18 protein-coding genes are annotated in these 16,332 nt (G+C 43.1%); 11 read left to right on the forward strand and 7 right to left on the reverse strand.

The genetic code is table 11. The annotated features are described in order from the left end of the window. From FM107_RS18150 to FM107_RS20120, 7 genes are all read right to left on the reverse strand, one after another. Positions 1–1,071, reverse strand: a 1,071-nt coding sequence (locus FM107_RS18150; protein WP_143559537.1) for an IS66 family transposase, incomplete at its 3' end; no start/stop codon positions are given. 35 nt (positions 1,072–1,106) lie between these two features. Further along, complete coding sequence (tnpB, locus tag FM107_RS18155; RefSeq protein WP_086949898.1) at positions 1,107–1,460, reverse strand: IS66 family insertion sequence element accessory protein TnpB; 354 nt, start codon at positions 1,458–1,460, stop codon at positions 1,107–1,109. Between the two features lies 1 nt (position 1,461). Further along, positions 1,462–1,716: a hypothetical protein gene (locus FM107_RS18160; protein ID WP_086950063.1), complete on the reverse strand. Its 255-nt coding sequence runs from the start codon at positions 1,714–1,716 to the stop codon at positions 1,462–1,464. A 201-nt stretch (positions 1,717–1,917) separates the two neighbouring features. Then, on the reverse strand, positions 1,918–2,418 hold the full coding sequence (locus FM107_RS18165) for a GNAT family N-acetyltransferase (RefSeq protein ID WP_086949899.1): 501 nt from the start codon (positions 2,416–2,418) through the stop codon (positions 1,918–1,920). Between the two features lie 134 nt (positions 2,419–2,552). Next, on the reverse strand, positions 2,553–4,415 hold the full coding sequence (locus FM107_RS18170) for a M1 family metallopeptidase (RefSeq protein ID WP_086949900.1): 1,863 nt from the start codon (positions 4,413–4,415) through the stop codon (positions 2,553–2,555). A 12-nt stretch (positions 4,416–4,427) separates the two neighbouring features. After that, complete coding sequence (locus FM107_RS18175; protein WP_086949901.1) at positions 4,428–4,865, reverse strand: hypothetical protein; 438 nt, start codon at positions 4,863–4,865, stop codon at positions 4,428–4,430. A 129-nt stretch (positions 4,866–4,994) separates the two neighbouring features. Beyond that, positions 4,995–5,852 carry a M23 family metallopeptidase gene (locus tag FM107_RS20120; protein WP_086949902.1) on the reverse strand — a complete coding sequence of 286 codons (858 nt, stop codon included), beginning with the start codon at positions 5,850–5,852 and terminating at the stop codon, positions 4,995–4,997. Between the two features lie 131 nt (positions 5,853–5,983). Between FM107_RS20120 and mutY the strand changes: the two genes are divergently transcribed. The 11 genes from mutY (at position 5,984) to FM107_RS18235 (ending at position 16,330) form a co-directional block, all read left to right on the forward strand. Next, positions 5,984–7,051, forward strand: coding sequence for an A/G-specific adenine glycosylase (gene mutY, locus FM107_RS18185; RefSeq protein ID WP_086949903.1), 1,068 nt, complete (start codon positions 5,984–5,986; stop codon positions 7,049–7,051). 2 nt (positions 7,052–7,053) lie between these two features. After that, positions 7,054–7,500 carry a single-stranded DNA-binding protein gene (locus FM107_RS18190; RefSeq protein WP_086949904.1) on the forward strand — a complete coding sequence of 149 codons (447 nt, stop codon included), beginning with the start codon at positions 7,054–7,056 and terminating at the stop codon, positions 7,498–7,500. Positions 7,501–7,574: 74 nt separating this feature from the next. Further along, positions 7,575–8,612: a phenylalanine--tRNA ligase subunit alpha gene (pheS, locus tag FM107_RS18195; RefSeq protein WP_086949905.1), complete on the forward strand. Its 1,038-nt coding sequence runs from the start codon at positions 7,575–7,577 to the stop codon at positions 8,610–8,612. Between the two features lie 142 nt (positions 8,613–8,754). Then, complete coding sequence (locus tag FM107_RS18200) at positions 8,755–9,330, forward strand: TetR/AcrR family transcriptional regulator (RefSeq protein WP_086949906.1); 576 nt, start codon at positions 8,755–8,757, stop codon at positions 9,328–9,330. Between the two features lie 92 nt (positions 9,331–9,422). Continuing rightward, positions 9,423–10,832, forward strand: coding sequence for a 23S rRNA (uracil(1939)-C(5))-methyltransferase RlmD (gene rlmD / locus FM107_RS18205; protein ID WP_086949907.1), 1,410 nt, complete (start codon positions 9,423–9,425; stop codon positions 10,830–10,832). A gap of 50 nt (positions 10,833–10,882) precedes the next feature. Continuing rightward, complete coding sequence (locus tag FM107_RS18210; protein ID WP_086949908.1) at positions 10,883–11,290, forward strand: hypothetical protein; 408 nt, start codon at positions 10,883–10,885, stop codon at positions 11,288–11,290. A gap of 53 nt (positions 11,291–11,343) precedes the next feature. Further along, entirely contained in the window at positions 11,344–12,105 is a 762-nt protein-coding gene (locus tag FM107_RS18215; protein WP_086949909.1) for a hypothetical protein, read from the forward strand. A gap of 105 nt (positions 12,106–12,210) precedes the next feature. Beyond that, positions 12,211–12,900 (forward strand): OmpA family protein, encoded by a 690-nt coding sequence (locus FM107_RS18220; RefSeq protein ID WP_179204541.1) that lies wholly within the window; start codon positions 12,211–12,213, stop codon positions 12,898–12,900. A gap of 171 nt (positions 12,901–13,071) precedes the next feature. Continuing rightward, positions 13,072–14,505: a tRNA (N6-isopentenyl adenosine(37)-C2)-methylthiotransferase MiaB gene (gene miaB / locus FM107_RS18225; RefSeq protein ID WP_086949911.1), complete on the forward strand. Its 1,434-nt coding sequence runs from the start codon at positions 13,072–13,074 to the stop codon at positions 14,503–14,505. A gap of 30 nt (positions 14,506–14,535) precedes the next feature. Further along, positions 14,536–15,798 (forward strand): sigma-54-dependent Fis family transcriptional regulator, encoded by a 1,263-nt coding sequence (locus tag FM107_RS18230; protein WP_086949912.1) that lies wholly within the window; start codon positions 14,536–14,538, stop codon positions 15,796–15,798. A gap of 13 nt (positions 15,799–15,811) precedes the next feature. Further along, complete coding sequence (locus FM107_RS18235; RefSeq protein WP_086949913.1) at positions 15,812–16,330, forward strand: LptE family protein; 519 nt, start codon at positions 15,812–15,814, stop codon at positions 16,328–16,330. The last annotated feature ends 2 nt before the right edge of the window (positions 16,331–16,332 follow it).

The raw sequence follows: 16,332 nt of genomic DNA on the forward strand, positions 1-16,332 counted from the left end.
GAGTTTCTGTATCATCAGCAGTGCCTTTTCGGCTCTGGGACGGTCGTTCTGCAGTGCTTTTTCAAACTCACGGCGCGCATGTGCCCAGCAGGCCAGATGCGTGATGTCCTTTTTCTGTCCATACTGCTGGTATGCGGCATACCCATCCGTCTGGAGGTAACCCTTAAAGTTATCCAGCATGGATTTAGGCACGTGGCCACCACGTGAAGGATTATAGTCAAACAGTACGGTCCTGTCCAATGGGCAGTGGTATACCCAATACCAGCCCTGATGGGCAGCGCCTTTTTTATCGCTATCGAGTACTTTTATGGGTGTCTCGTCAGCCTGCAGGTAACCTTTTGTTCTTGTATCGAAGACCAATTGTTCATAAAGTGGCTCAAGTTTGATCAGTGCCTCCTTTGTCCAGCCTTCGATGGTCGAGGAGGCGACCTGTATGTTCTCCCTGGCGAAGATCTGCTTCTGGCGGTACAGTGGGAGATGGTCCTGGTATTTACCGGTAAGTATCATTGCCAGTAAGCCTCCTCCGGGGGTACCTCTGTTGATGACACGTTCGGGAAGTTCGCCGATCTTAACGCCATCTCCATTTTTAGGCGTGTATTTATAGCGGATATAGCGTTTGATATAGAACTTTGCCGGCTCGCACTCCAATTCTTCGGTGATTTCCTTTCCGATACATACCATATCCGATAGGTCACCTTCGGGATAGATCCTGATCTCTTCTACAGGTAGATGTTTAGGTAACTTAGCACGTCCCTTATGGTTAGGGCGCTTGCGTGTATACTCGATCTTTTGTTTGGTTTCTTCCTGCTGTTGCTCTACTTCTACAGACCCTGCTTCAAACGGGAGTGCGATCTGGTTGGGGTCGCACTCAAAACGCTCACGCTTCTGTCCGAACTGCATGCGTTTGTACATGGCAAGCTGGGATTCCAGATATCCGATCTTTTCGTCTTTTATGGAGGAGTCTTCGGATAGGGCTGTGATCTTTTCGTCACGCTCTTTCAATGTACGGTCACGGCTGGAAATAACCTTCAGAAGGTCTTCTTTCGAGAGGTTTTCCAGCGCTGTTTCCATAGCCTAAAGATACGGTTTTTTCTGCGCTCCTGCAATCAAAAAAGCTGTTTTTGTGGCAATGAATAACGTTTTTTCTGTATGCTTTTTACAACCTGGACGCCCTCGATGAGCAATACCAGATCGCTCCATGACAGCTCACCTTTTTTAAGTGAAGATGTACCAAAAGTCCCCTGCTCCAGCCGTTTGTAATACAGCACAAAGCCCCCGTGTTCCCAGTGCAGAAGTTTGATATGGGTACGGCTTCTGTTCAGAAACACAAATACCTCACCACCGGTCGGCTGGCGATGCATCACTGATATGACCAGGCCGCAAAGACCGTCAAAACTCTTGCGCATGTCGCAGTGTCCGTCGTAAAGATAAAAACGGTGAGAAGACCCCAATGAAAACATATCAGTAAAGACGTATCAACTGGGAAAGTAGACCAAGATCGGTATTTACCTTGATACGCACCCCATTGGGGTAGATAACCTCAACATCGCCTTTTCTGCCGGTATTATCCATTGCTATAAAGCCCCCGCTGGATGTATCGTTTTCTTTACTACGAGAAAACCAGTAATAAAATGTAGCCTCATTGATGCTATTTTCCGCGCAGTAGCGTTTCTTGCTCAGGCCGCTCTGCTGCCAGTCTGCTATCATAGCAAACATCTGAACTCTTTTTTCTTCTTTGCTCATCCAGCAAAGCTACCCACGGCATAGGATTATTCATAGACGTGGACCATAGGGCGGATACGACATATTGGAGTACGATATCTTTGAACTTTTAAACATGTTTTAATATAATTAGACACTAATGTTTAAACCTATCAAATAACATGATAATTTAAAGCGCTACTATAAATTATCATGTTATTTTAAAGTGGCACTTTTAATGAATTTTTCGGTCGGTAATCCATTTTCAAAACCGCGAAAAAAGCTCCTAAATCCAAATTTTTCAAGTAGACGCCTTGAGGCTGCGTTTTCTGGATGTATAATACCAATTATATCTTTTGTGGGGTCGATATACTGTGCAAGATTTAACAAGTCCTGACAAATTTTTGATCCTAATCCCTGTCTCCAATATTCTTTCTTTAGAAGATACCCAATCTCAAAGACCGTCGGATCATCGAGATAATACACCAATTTGCATTCACCTAGAACATCTTTTGTGTTTTGATCTAACACCTGGAAGTAACCAATTGAATGTTGTTGGTTGTTGATCGATAGAATTGAGTTAAATTTTGCCTTAGATTGAATGCCATCCATCCCGAGGCCAGTAATATAGTACATTACTTCGGAACACCGAACTAATTGTTGATAATCGGGTAAATCATCTTTTACATATTTCTTTAATTCAATAACGCGTTCCATACTCACTAAGATACACTTTTTGCAGTCTCAAATAGACACCGTCGATTTCTAGATGAAAATAGGGCGAGAGAATTAATTAAATCACATATATAGTATTCAAGGTCCTAACAATATTTAGGACCCTGAATACTTAATTAATTTTCGTAGAGGTTGTTCGATGAATCGATATCTGCTAACCGTAACGACGGGTCGATTTGTACTTTGACAGGCTTCTTGGTTACTTTAATGTTGTAATTCGGATTTGTCCAAAACCAATCTTCAAGCGTTGTTCTGGTAATGCCTTGGTACATTACTAACTGCTCGGTAGGCTTTTCTCCACGCATTTCGCGAAGCGGAATGTAGAAGAGCTCTTTGCTACCGTCTTCGTATTCCACGAGAAGATCAAGTGGCATAGCGAAATTTGATTTGTTCGTGAGGCGAATTTCGTTTTCGGTAACGCTCTCAATAGCATAATCTATTGTCCGAGTCGTATTGATAAATAGGTTAAAGTACCATTTAAGATTCATGCCTGAAGTTTCTTCTGCCACGCGTTTGAAGTCATTTGGCGTAGGATGCTTGAACTTCCAACGGTCGTAAAAGCTTAGAAATGTTTTTTGAAGATTCTCTTTACCGATAATATAACCAAGCTGCTCGGCAAGAACTTGTCCTTTATTGTAAGCTGCATTTCCGTAGGCATAGTTCGTATCGTAATAGTCTGCAAGTAGGCTTATCGGTTCCTCTTTTCCCGAGAGCGCTAGTTTGTAATACGAGCGGTATGCATTTATCACAGGATTACTCTTGAGGGCTCCCTTTTTTTCGAAGAGACTTTGAAATGCATACTCTTCAATATAGCTGGTGAAGCCTTCGTCGAACCATTCGTCAACAGTTTCGTTAATACCGAATAGTTGTTGGTACCAGGAGTGAGCTGCCTCATGGAAAATTACGCCCACCAAACTCTTAATGTCACGCCCTCCTGTAATAAGTGTGGCCGTTCCATATTCCATCCCACCGTCTCCTCCTTGAATAATACTGTACGTAGGCCATGGGTAGGCACCAAAGTGCTCCCCACAATAATCAAAGAACTCAGTGGACAGCGACAGTGCTGTTTTCCAGTTTTCTTTGACTTGTTTGTTTGTCGGCAAGTAAACCGTATAGATGGTCGTTCCTCCATTCGATGTAGCGGAGTCTACTTCAAATTTAGGATCTGCCGCCCATACGAAATCGTGGATGTTTTCTGCTTTGAAATTCCAAGTTGCTTTGCCATTCTTCGCGGCAATTTTGGCTTTCTTGTCGTAACCTTTAACCTGTAGCGGGTTTTGGAGTCTGCCCGAAGCGCCCACAACATAGTCTTTGTTTAGGTTTATGGTGACATCGAAGTTGCCGAATGGAGCGATAAACTCGCGCGCCACGTATTCATCCAGATGCCACCCAAATTCATCGAATTGTGCCATTTTCGGATACCACTGCGCCATCGATAACGCGACACCCTCTTTCGAGTTGCGCCCACTACGACGAATTTGTTCGGGAATTTGGGCTTCCCATTTCATTTCGATGGTTGCGGTCTTACCCTGGGTGATAGGTTGAGCTAGGGTGACTTCTAGAATAGTTCCATCAACTTTATAGTTTGCGGCTTGACCGTCAACGGTAAGGCTGCCGATCTTTTGATAACCGATCTGATCGGGCTTCAATACAGCAATGCGGCTTTGGTACTTTGGATTTTCTCTAGTGCCGATATTGGTGCTCATGCGCGCATCGGGGTCGATGATGTTTGTCAACCGGTAATCCATCATGCTGCCAGGTTGAAAGGCATTAAAATACAGGTGAAAATAGATCTTAGGAAGATCATGGTTTGAATTGTTGGTGTATTTTAGGGTCATTTCACCAAGGTATTGATAGTTTTTTTCATCTACCTCAACGTTCATTTTATAATCCACGTGTTGTTGCCAATAGCCGGGACGCTGTGCTGAGGCCGCCGTTGCCAATAGCGCTAAAACAGTAAAAAGTATGATTTTTTTCATATTCGAGTTTAGTTATGCATAATAATATTCCACGCCGTGTGTCTTTAAAACGTGCATGAGGGAGTCCAAGTCATCGGAGGCTTGAAAAAGTTTATTTCGCCAGTAGCGCTTAGGTTGCTTTGCATCCTTCACGAAGATCATGATCAGATTTCCGCCGGAGCGAGGCACGTTACGGATATATCTTATCGTACCGAGGTCAATATCTTGGGCTTTGTTTTTGAAACTGATCGACAAGCGATCTTTTTCGATTGTCCACCGGGAGGGGTTGGCGCTCCATTTTATTCCTAAAAATAGAGATAGGGGCACACTGAGAAGGACGACAATAATTTTTAGTACTTCTTGTATGGGCAGTCTAGCTACTAAAAGTGCCGCCATACACACGCCTGTTAATAGCAGGATCATGTATTTCCCTCGATGTAAGGTTGCAATTTCAAAGTTGACTTCGCACATGCTTCAAAATTAACAAAGCCCATTTAAAAAACGACGTTTTTGCAAAGATTCATTTGAAAACTGGTGCCAGCGAGTAAAAAAAAACGCCTCAAAATAGATTGAAGCGTCACGATCATGCACCAAATGATTCTAGAAATTAAAATATTTCGCAGGGTTTACTTTCCTACTATTAACGAGTACTTCGTAGTGCAGATGCGGTCCTGTACTGCGCCCCGTGCTGCCCAGCAATCCAACGATTTCGCCTGCTTCCACATATTCTCCTTTTTTTACGCGTGTGCGTACTAAGTGCGCATAGCGTGTTTCATACCCATTACTATGTTTCATCATCACGACATAGCCGTAATTCCCTTGGTAGCCCGCGAAAGTTACTTCCCCCTTTGCTGTTGATTTTACCGGATCCCCGGTTTTTCCTTTAAGGTCGACGCCCGAGTGCATTTCTCGACCGCGATTGGTAAACGGATTTCTACGGTATCCGAAGGGCGAAGTAATACGACCGGGGTGGGGCGTACCTAGCGGCATTCCTTCAAGTCTGTTTTCTAATTTTATGAGTTGCTCTTTGTAAAATTGAGATAGCTCAATGAGGTAGTCGTCACTTTCTTCTTCGATAGGTCCTCCAACGTTTTCCATCTTGATCGCCTTGAGCCCACGTTTCTTCATTTTTTGATTGATACGTTCTAAGGTGCTGTCGATCGAATTGAAAGATTTTTTCATTTCTTCAGCCGTCGTCTGGCTGTCGAACTCATCTTTTTCGAGTTGACGATTCTGAGCTTTCAGGTCATTAATTTGGCGACCATAAACTGTGGTATAACGTTCTGAGGTATATTGTCTGACCGCGAAAATTGCAGTTAACACGATAGCCGATATCAAAATAATTGATGAAATCATTACTTTTTTCCAATGGGTGACAACGACTGTCGGGACTTGTATTTTTTTTGTAGATGTACCATCCGGTTCGACGAAGAGCACGGATGTTTTTTTCTTTAGCATATCTCCTTAGTAAAAACATTTTATGTTACGGTGCACAAAAGTAACTTATCATGTTGTTTGTAGTCAATATTTTACATTTTTTAACATTTTTAACACCTATGGTTATTGTTAAAAATTGACCAACTTTGTGAATGTCATTTTCTCAAAAACTGATAGATTGGTACCAGGTCAATGGACGTGAATTACCTTGGCGGACAACGTCTGACCCTTATGTTATATGGCTCTCGGAGATCATCCTCCAGCAGACGCGCGTGGAGCAGGGGTTACCCTATTTTTATCGGTTCCTCCAAGAGTTCCCGATTGTAACAAAATTTGCCGCCGCAGACCAAGAATTCATTCTGCGCTTGTGGCAGGGCTTGGGGTATTATTCCAGAGCCCGAAATATGCAAAAGGCGGCCAAAATGGTCGTTGAGGAATATGGAGGAGTATTTCCCGGTGGCTATGATCAAGCGATTCGACTGCCTGGGGTCGGCGAATATACGGCGGCGGCAATAGCTTCATTCTCTTCCAATGAGCCCCGGGCGGTAGTGGATGGAAACGTGTATCGCGTGTTGTCCCGTTATTTCGGGGTTTCCGAGCCCATCAATAGCTCGGCAGGTAAGAAACTGTTTGCGAGCCTCGCCCAACAGATGCTGGATGTGCGGGATCCGGGAACCTACAATCAAGCCATAATGGATTTTGGCGCGCTGCAGTGTAAACCCAAGAATCCCGGCTGTGATCAATGTGTATTTAGGCTGGAATGCGCCGCTTACCAATCCGGACAGACACATGTTCTTCCGGTGAAGATCAAAAGCCGCGTTAGCCGCGATCGTTATTTTCATTATTTTCTGATTGCCGATCAGCACGGGTTGCTCATGGTACAGCGCGGCGATAAAGATGTCTGGGCGAATTTATATGAGTTTCCTTTATATCAGACAGATACAAGCTTGCCGGTTGATGAATTATTCAAAGAGCTTTCGGATTCGAGTTATTTCGGCCAGCCGATAACGTTAGATAAGATCGGTAGGCAGGTGAAGCACGTGCTCAGCCATCAAAATATTTACGCCTGTTTTTATTTGGTGCGTGGATTCTCTTCGATAAAAGATAAAAAGTGTTTAGGGGACTACTATATGTGGGATAAAATAGATAATTTAGCTAAACACAAACTAATATTCTCGTTTCTGGAAGAGAACAAACATCTGATTGATACTAAATTATAGAAATGGCGAGCGTTAATAAAGTTATATTGGTGGGGCATTTGGGTAAAGATCCCGAAGTAAGATATTTGGATGGCAATGTCACGGTGTGTAGTTTCTCCTTAGCGACTTCAGAAAATTATAACAAGGATGGAGCCCGCGTGCAGCATACGGAATGGCATAATATTGTCATGTGGCGAACGTTGGCCGAGATGGCCGTGAAATATCTGAAGAAAGGAAAGCTTATTTACATTGAAGGGCATCTGCGTACGCGTAACTTCGAGGATCGCGATGGTAATCGACGTTTTGTAACGGAGATTGTGGGGGAAAGTTTCAAACTCTTGGGGCGTCCTTCGGATTTCAATCCCCCGGCGAAGGAACCTACAGAAACCCAGAATACCGATGAAGCGGATAAAAACCAGGACGTAGATTTCCTAGAGAACAACGACGATAACGACGGTTTGCCATTTTAAAATTGTTGCTCGAGCACGGAAAAATTCAGTGTGCTCGCGGACGACTTTAATTATTTTGCCGTATCTTTGGCCTTATGTTGCAGGATAAAATTAAGCAGTATACAGGAGAAATTAATGCTTTTCAAGCTACCTCGGCGGCCGATGTGGAGAACTATCGGTTGAAGTTCCTTGTTGCAAAAGGCATCATTAAATCGTTATTCGAAGAATTTAAGACGGTATCGATCGAGGAAAAGAGAACTTTAGGAAAAGAATTGAACGAATTTAAACAGCTTGCTGAAGCCAAATATTCCGAATATCAATCGTTATTCAGTGGTACCTCCCAAGAAGTAAAAAGGGAAGAAGGGGATCTAACTCTTCCGGGGACTGGCTTTCAGATGGGGTCCAGACATCCCTTATCGTTAGTCCGTAAGGAAATTGTCGAGATTTTTAAAAAGCTTGGTTTTATCGTTGCTGAAGGGCCTGAAATAGAAAATGACTGGCATAACTTTTCAGCTCTAAATTTTCCACCGGAGCACCCTGCTCGTGATATGCAGGATACTTTTTTTGTCGAAAAGCAAGAAGGGAACGATATTGCGCTACGTACGCACACCTCTTCGGTACAGGTACGATTAATGGAGATGGGCAAACCACCGTTTCGTGCTATTATGCCCGGCCGCGTGTATAGAAATGAAGCGATTTCTGCACGTGCACACTGTTTCTTTCATCAAGTAGAAGGACTCTATGTGGATGAAAACGTTTCTTTCGCCGACTTAAAACAAACCCTTTTCCATTTTGTGCAAGAGCTATACGGTGAAGGAACCAAAGTGCGTTTCCGCCCGTCGTATTTCCCTTTTACCGAACCATCAGCGGAGATGGATATCTCCTGTACTATATGTAAAGGTGCAGGGTGTCAGCTTTGTAAACATTCCGGATGGGTAGAGATCCTAGGGTGTGGTATGGTTGATCCGAATGTGCTAAATAATTGTGGAATTGACAGTAAGAAGTATTCCGGATTCGCCTTCGGGATGGGCATCGAACGTATTACCAATCTGAAATACGAAATTCGCGATCTTCGTCTTTTCTCGGAGAATGATGTTCGATTTTTGTCGCAATTTGAAACTGAAATCGTTTAAAATCCTGAAGATTGGTACTGTAGCGCATAATCTAGATGATAGTGCTTGTGTTAACCAATCCTCACCAGAAGGGTGTAAGCGAAACAGCTGGTCCTTAATTTATCAATCAAACTAAAGTTGTCAATTCGTTCAAAAGAGCACTGTGGAAAATGATCTTGTCATATTAACAATTAAAAAGTCAGCGCGGGACCTATTCCGGCGCTATGGATATAATAAGACCAGTGTCAATCAGCTTTCAAAGCACGCAAATATTGCTAAGGCGACGTTTTACAAACATTTTTCCAGTAAAGAGCTTATTTTGCATCAAGTGCTCTTGGATTACATTCGGGAAAATGTGCAAGATATCTTAAACAAAAATGTGCGGGAAAAAGATCTGTCCACTTTTCTAGCGAATACGATATTAAGAGTCAGCCGGGTCACGTATACAGTATGTAACGAATTTGTTGGATGGGAATTTATCCGAGAGTCTGCAAATGCGCAGGAGTTCCTCAAGACCCTGTCGGACGACTTAGAGTTTTTGTTGCTAAGTTCCTTTATTCAAAATGATACTATTGCCCAGACCGTTCCCGAAGAGCGGTTAACTTTTTTAATAAAATCGAGTAAGAATATCGTTTTTTCATTTGCATTCACGGCCGTGACCGAAGCAGATGTACGTAAGAACTTTATCTCCTTTCAGAAGGAAATTCTCCCTTACCTTGTACAAGCCACCCTGCTTTAACGAATCGAGATCGTATTCTTTAAAGGTGCCATGGCTCAAGATTAAAGATTCCAATGAACGCTAACTAAAAAAAGCGTATTTTTGCAGCCATTATGGGTAGAAAAATTCCACAGGATAAGCGGTTTATTGCGGATTTAAGAATCCTAGATATTGCCGAAGAGGGCAAAGGTGTTGCCAAACAAGATGATTTAGTGATGTTCATTGAGCATGCGGTGCCGGGTGATTTGGTGGATGTCGAACTTTTGCGTAAGAAGAAAAGTTTTGCGGAAGGGCGTCTCGTAGCAATAAAGGAACCCTCGGAACATCGCGTGGAGCCATTCTGCCCCCATTTTGGAACCTGCGGCGGGTGTAAGTGGCAGCACATGGAGTACAAAGCGCAGTTGCTTTTTAAACAACAATATGTTGAAAATGCGCTTCGCCGCATCGGTAAAGTGGATACCTCCTCCATGGAAAAAATCCTTCCTTCTCAGAAAACCGATTATTACCGTAATAAGCTAGAATTTACTTTTTCGAATAAACGCTGGTTAACTTCGGTTGATCAAGAAGTTGCTCCCGAGCAGATGAATGCTTTAGGGTTTCATGTCCCGGGCCGTTTTGATAAAATTTTGGATATTGATCACTGTTTTTTGCAGCAGGACCCGTCGAATGTTATTCGAAATGCGGTAAGAGACTTCGCTATTGCGCATAAAATTTCTTTCTACGATTTACGTGCGCACGAAGGTGCCTTGCGTAATTTGATAATCCGCACCTCTTCGACCGGAGAAGTGATGCTGATTGTAGTTTTTGCATACCCTAGCCAGGAACAGATAGATGCGCTGATGGGATTTATACACGAAAAGTTCCCGAGCTTAGTTTCCTTACTCTACATTGTCAATGAAAAACGCAATGACACCATTTTTGATCAAGAAATAATTACATTCAAAGGGCGCAACTATATTTACGAAGAGATGGAAGGCCTAAAGTTCAAAGTCGGACCCAAATCTTTCTACCAAACGAATTCCGCGCAGGCCTACGAGCTTTACAAAATAATACGTGAGTTCGCCGAACTCTCGGGCGATGAGCTTGTTTACGATTTATATACGGGGGCGGGCACCATTGCAAACTTTGTCGCAGGCTCAGCGCGTGAGGTGGTAGGCGTGGAATATGTTCCCACAGCGATCGAGGATGCGAAAGTAAACTCGCAAATCAACGGAATTGGAAACACTAAATTTTATGCCGGCGATATGAAAGATGTCTTGACTGCCGATTTTGTGGCGCAGCATGGACGTCCAGATGTCGTTATTACGGATCCGCCACGAGCAGGGATGCATGCAGACGTAGTAAACCGAATTCTGGAAATGGAGGCCGTGAAGGTAGTTTATGTGAGCTGTAATGCTGCTACCCAGGCGCGCGATTTGGAGATACTACAACAAAAGTACGACGTGCTTCGGATAAAGCCTGTCGATATGTTTCCGCATACTCAGCACGTGGAGAACGTGGCACTGCTCAAACTAAAGGCATAGTGTTTGCAGCGGAAATAGTTTAAATGATGTTGGACTTATAATTTTATATTTTGGATATAGAAGACTTAATAGCTGCAAGCGGGACCCAGGGGGGTGATAAGGCTACAACTAGCCCGTTGAATAGCTTAAAAATAGATTTAGATTTTTACGCAGACTCCATCAAAGAGGTTTCTGACGAAATGCGTGCCGAGCAGTATACAGCCTACCCAATCTTTATAGCCCATCAGCATACGGTCAAAATCGGGGAGTTGTTGTTGAACCGAGAAGAACTGCAGACACAGTGGTCTATCAACGTAAGCTCGTTAGAGGAGTTTCTCGAAGCGGGCGTCATCAAGGAAGACCGCAAAGACTATTTTATCAAACATTATAAGAAGTCAGAAGATTTTATGTGTCTCTTCGTGGTTATTCCCGAAGGCGCAAATTTTGTTTTTTATCCATACCCTTCACTTAAAAAGTAGATTTAGTACTTTTTAACATTGTCTCGATCAAACATTTGTTAATTTTAGTCCGAATGTATATTAAAATTAAAAATTTATGCTTGCTGCTGGGTACGGTAGTTTTTTTCGTTCTTGGAATGAGCTCGACCACGGCGCAGTCAAACGGGATCTCTGGATTTGTCGTAGAAAAGGGCGAGAGCACGCGCATCACGGATGTGAATGTGATGAATATGAGAACCAAAAAATCCACGAGAACCAATACCTTCGGGGTTTTTATCATAGATGCCTCTGTGGGGGATAGCTTGTTATTTACAAAAACGGGCTACGGTCCAGTAAAGACGCGGCTTTTTACCGAAGAGGATATTCTGATCGAATTGCAACAAGGTTTAACCATCGAGACCGTCGTTATCAGCCGCCAGACCAAAGAGGCCGAAATGCGTGATATGTTAGACGACTATCGCAAGAAAGGTGTCTACAATGGCGGGAAAAATACATTCGGCACCTATTTAGGTAGCCCAGCTACTGCCCTTTATAATTTATTCGGACGCGACGCAAAGAATGCTAAGCGGTTTGCTAAAGTTATGGACAGGGAACTCGAACAGTCACAAGTGGACCGGGTATTTAATAAAGGTTCTGTGGGTAAAATAACAGGGTTGGAAGGGGATGAATTGCAGTCGTTTATGGATCTGTATCGTCCTTCTCACAGTATGGTGCAGCGATGGGGGCAATATGATTTCTTGGCGTATGTAAAAAACTCTATGGAAAGCTGGGAGCGAAATGGTCGGCCTCGATCTACACGTCTTCCGAAATTAGAAATTCCCCCTCAAGAGAAATAATTATTTCCCTTTTTGTGTCGGTATTGATAATTAAAACACTTTTGGCATTTCCTTTGTTTAATAATATGCGTATTAAATAAAAGTACGAAGTAAATTAGGTTGATTATGAAAATGAATAAAAAAGTAGCTGTTTACGGCTTATCAGTAGCAACGTCCGTGATGTTGTTAGCGAGTTGTTCTACGATACAGAACACGAGTAGCACGACAAAGGGTGCCGTGATCGGTACTGCTGCGGGTGCTGGACTTGGCGCCTTAATCGGTGGTAAAGCGGGTAATACTGCTGTTGGTGCGCTTGCGGGTGCTGCAATTGGGGGGGTAGCAGGTGGGCTTATCGGTAAAAAGATGGACAAGCAAGCAAAGGAAATTGAGAATACTGTTGCCGGTGCAGAAGTAATCAAATCCGACGAAGGTATCATTGTAAAGTTTGATGAGGGTATTTTGTTTGACTTTAATAGTTCAACATTAAAATCAGCAGCAAAAGAAAATATTGCAAACCTAGTAGCGACATTAAATAAAGAGCCAGGAACGGAAATCTTGGTCATTGGCCATACAGATAATGTTGGTACGTTGAATGCAAATCAAAAAGTTTCGGAATCTAGAGCTGCAGCAGTGAAAGCATTTGCAGTATCTGAGGGATTAACAAATGGTCGTATTAAGACCCAAGGTAAGAATTTTTCCGAACCTATTGCATCAAACGATACGGATGCAGGGCGTGCGGAAAATCGCCGCGTAGAGATTGTAGTCGTTGCTGGCGATGATATGGTGAAAGAAGCAGAACAAGAAGCTGCGCAATAGTTACAAATCGGTACATTGTTTTTCGATATAAATAGCAGCTCGCCGAGCTGCTATTTATATTTTTAGTAGGATTTGCACTTTAAACAGTGATGTTAAATTTCAATCTCAATCTGCCAAAGTGTCATCATTCTAAGTTTTTATTCTTAACTTTGTAGTCTTTTAAAATGTGCTATGCTAGAATTGGATCATATTACAAAAACACACGACGAATCGCGTCAAGGGGAAGTATTAGACATGCTTCCAACAGGTAAATCGCAAGGTAGAAAATTGTATATTGAGAGCTACGGGTGTCAGATGAATTTTTCTGACAGTGAGATCGTTGCGTCGATTCTGTTGGATAAGGGGTTTGAGACTACTAAAGATTATAAACAAGCAGACGTAATTTTTATCAATACTTGTTCGATCCGTGAGAACGCCGAGCAGCGTGTGCGCAATCGACTCAAAGAATTTGAATCCGCAAAAGCGAAAAATCCAGGATTGATTGTCGGCGTGCTAGGCTGTATGGCCGAACGTCTGAAAGCCAAGTTCTTGGAGGAAGAAAAATTGGTGGACGTGGTGGTCGGTCCAGATGCGTACCGCGATCTTCCCAATCTAATCGATAAAGCAGACGACGGTACCAAAGCGGTCAATGTGCTGCTTTCTCGCGAAGAGACTTATGCGGATATCAGCCCTGTTCGCTTAAATTCGAATGGGATTTCGGCATTTATCTCTATTATGCGTGGCTGTGACAATATGTGTTCATTCTGCGTCGTTCCGTTTACGCGTGGCCGCGAGCGTAGTCGCGATGCATACTCTATTGTTCAAGAGGCCCGTGATTTATTTAACAAAGGGTACCGCGAGGTAACGCTACTTGGTCAAAATGTCGACTCCTATAAATTTACCCCCGCCCAGCAAGAAGGGCAGGAGCCGAAAGCTACCATCAACTTTGCAGAGCTATTAGCGCGAGTTGCTGATGTCAGTCCAGAGCTGCGTGTGCGCTTTTCCACATCTCATCCTAAAGATATCACCGATGAGGTCCTTTATACGATGGCTAAGTACGAGAACATTTGTAACTATATTCATCTCCCAGTGCAATCTGGCAACTCTAGAGTGCTTGAACTGATGAATAGAACCTATGACCGCCCTTGGTATATAGACCGTGTAGAAGCCATTCGTCGTATTATTCCAGAATGTGGAATATCTACCGACGTGATCACCGGTTTCTGTACTGAAACAGAAGAAGAACACCAAGAAACATTGTCGATGATGGATTACGTGAAGTATGACTTTGCTTATATGTTTGCGTACTCCGAGCGTCCGGGGACTTTAGCCGCAAAACGCTTTGAAGATGATGTTCCCGAGCTCGTGAAAAAGAGACGCTTGACCGAGGTAGTGAATAAACAACAAGAGCATAGTCTTTTCCGTCAGCAGAATTTTGTAGGAAAGGTTCATAAGGTCCTTATCGAGGGTTTCTCGAAACGTTCAGATTTGGACTATTGCGGTCGGAATGACCAAAATACCATGGTTGTTTTTCCTATCGATGCACGTTTCAAGCCGGGTGAGTATGTGCATGTATTGGCTGAGCGTTGTACGTCAGCAACATTGATGGGACGAATTATAGACTAATTTTTAGCATATAAATTCCAAGGAAGTAGCGTGGATAATCAAGATATAAAAAATAGGTTTGGAATAATTGGTAACTCGCCATTACTCAACAGAGCATTGGATGTAGCCAAGCAGGTTGCTCCTACAGATATCTCTGTGCTTATACAAGGAGAAAGTGGATCGGGGAAAGAGGTTTTCTCTCACATCATTCATCAGCTAAGCGCACGTAAACATGGATCGTTCATCGCAGTTAACTGTGGTGCGATTCCCGAAGGAACGATCGACTCGGAGCTTTTCGGGCACGAGAAAGGTTCCTTTACGGGCGCGCATGAGGCTAGAAAAGGCTATTTCGAGGTGGTCGACAGTGGTACAATTTTTTTGGACGAGGTTGGTGAACTTCCAATGGGTACACAAGCACGCTTGCTACGGGTGTTGGAGTCCGGCGAATATATACGCGTTGGATCTTCCAAAGTTCAAAAAGCGAACGTACGTGTGGTGGCCGCTACGAATGTTGATGTTTACGAAGCTGTAAAAAAAGGAAAGTTTCGCGAAGATCTTTACTACCGGCTTAACACTGTTCCCTTGCGCATACCTTCTTTACGTCAGCGCAAAGAAGATATTAATTTATTGTTTAGAAAGTTTATTGTTGATTTTTCGGACAAGTACCGCACACCGGGTATGCAGCTGACACCCGATGCGCAGGAAATGTTGATGAATTATCAATGGCCAGGGAATGTGCGACAGTTAAAAAATATTGCCGAACAGATCGCTGTACTGGAACAGGAGCGTATCGTTACTGGTGCGATCCTCACTAAATATCTTCCGACCGAACACGTGTCCTCCCTTCCGGTCTTTTTTAAAGACAAATCGAAGGAGGATTTCTCGGAACGAGATCTCCTTTACAAAGTGCTTTTTGATATGAAAAAGGATATGGTAGATCTTAAGAAGTTGGTTGTTGAACTCATTCAAAAAGGCGTAAACACCAGTACTTTTGAAAAGAATTCTCCTTATATCAATCAGCTGTATGACGATGTGCAGCATAACAAGCAAGCTTACTTGAATGACGAGGCACCTCACCCAACCTTGACCATACATAATCCTAAGCAGGCGCCAAAAAGCAATAGTGATTATATGTCGTATGAGACCGAGGATGCTGAAGAGGTGGAAGAGTCTCTATCGCTCGTTGAAAAGGAATCCGATCTTATAAAAAAGGCACTCAAGAAGCATAAAGGGAAACGGAAAGCTGCAGCAAAAGAACTTGGTATTTCCGAGAGAACTTTGTACCGAAAAATTAAAGATTTAAACTTAGATTGATAACTTAGCGTCTATGCAAAGAAATGTTACCCTTATATCTATATTAGCAGTTCTCTGTTTAGGGCTGTTTAATCGGTGTGGAGTAAGCTATAGTTTAAGTGGAGGCTCTATTCCGGAAAACATGAAGACGGTAAATGTGCAGTATTTTGAGAATATAGCACCAATGGTTTACGCAACACTGAGTCAAAATTTCACCGAAGGATTAAAGGAAAGAATTCGGAGTCAATCGCGCTTGAGTCAGGTTAATGGCGAGGCCGACGCTACTTTTGAAGGGCTCATAACCGGATACGATATCAGTCCCGTAGCAGTAGAAGCAAATTCAGATAGGGCAGCAATGAACCGTTTAACGATTACTGTAAAGGTCACTTATACCAACCGCCTGGATGAAACCGGTGAAAGTAATTTTGAAGAAAGTTTTACGCAATTTCGGGAATTTGCGGGTACCGTTGCTGCACAAGAGGAAACTTTGAATGGCGAAATTATAAAATTGTTAACCGAAGATGTTTATAATCGTGCATTTGCAAATTGGTAGGT

Origin of the sequence: Sphingobacterium sp. JB170 (assembly GCF_900163865.1) — a bacterium.
Taxonomy (GTDB): Bacteria; Bacteroidota; Bacteroidia; order Sphingobacteriales; family Sphingobacteriaceae; genus Sphingobacterium.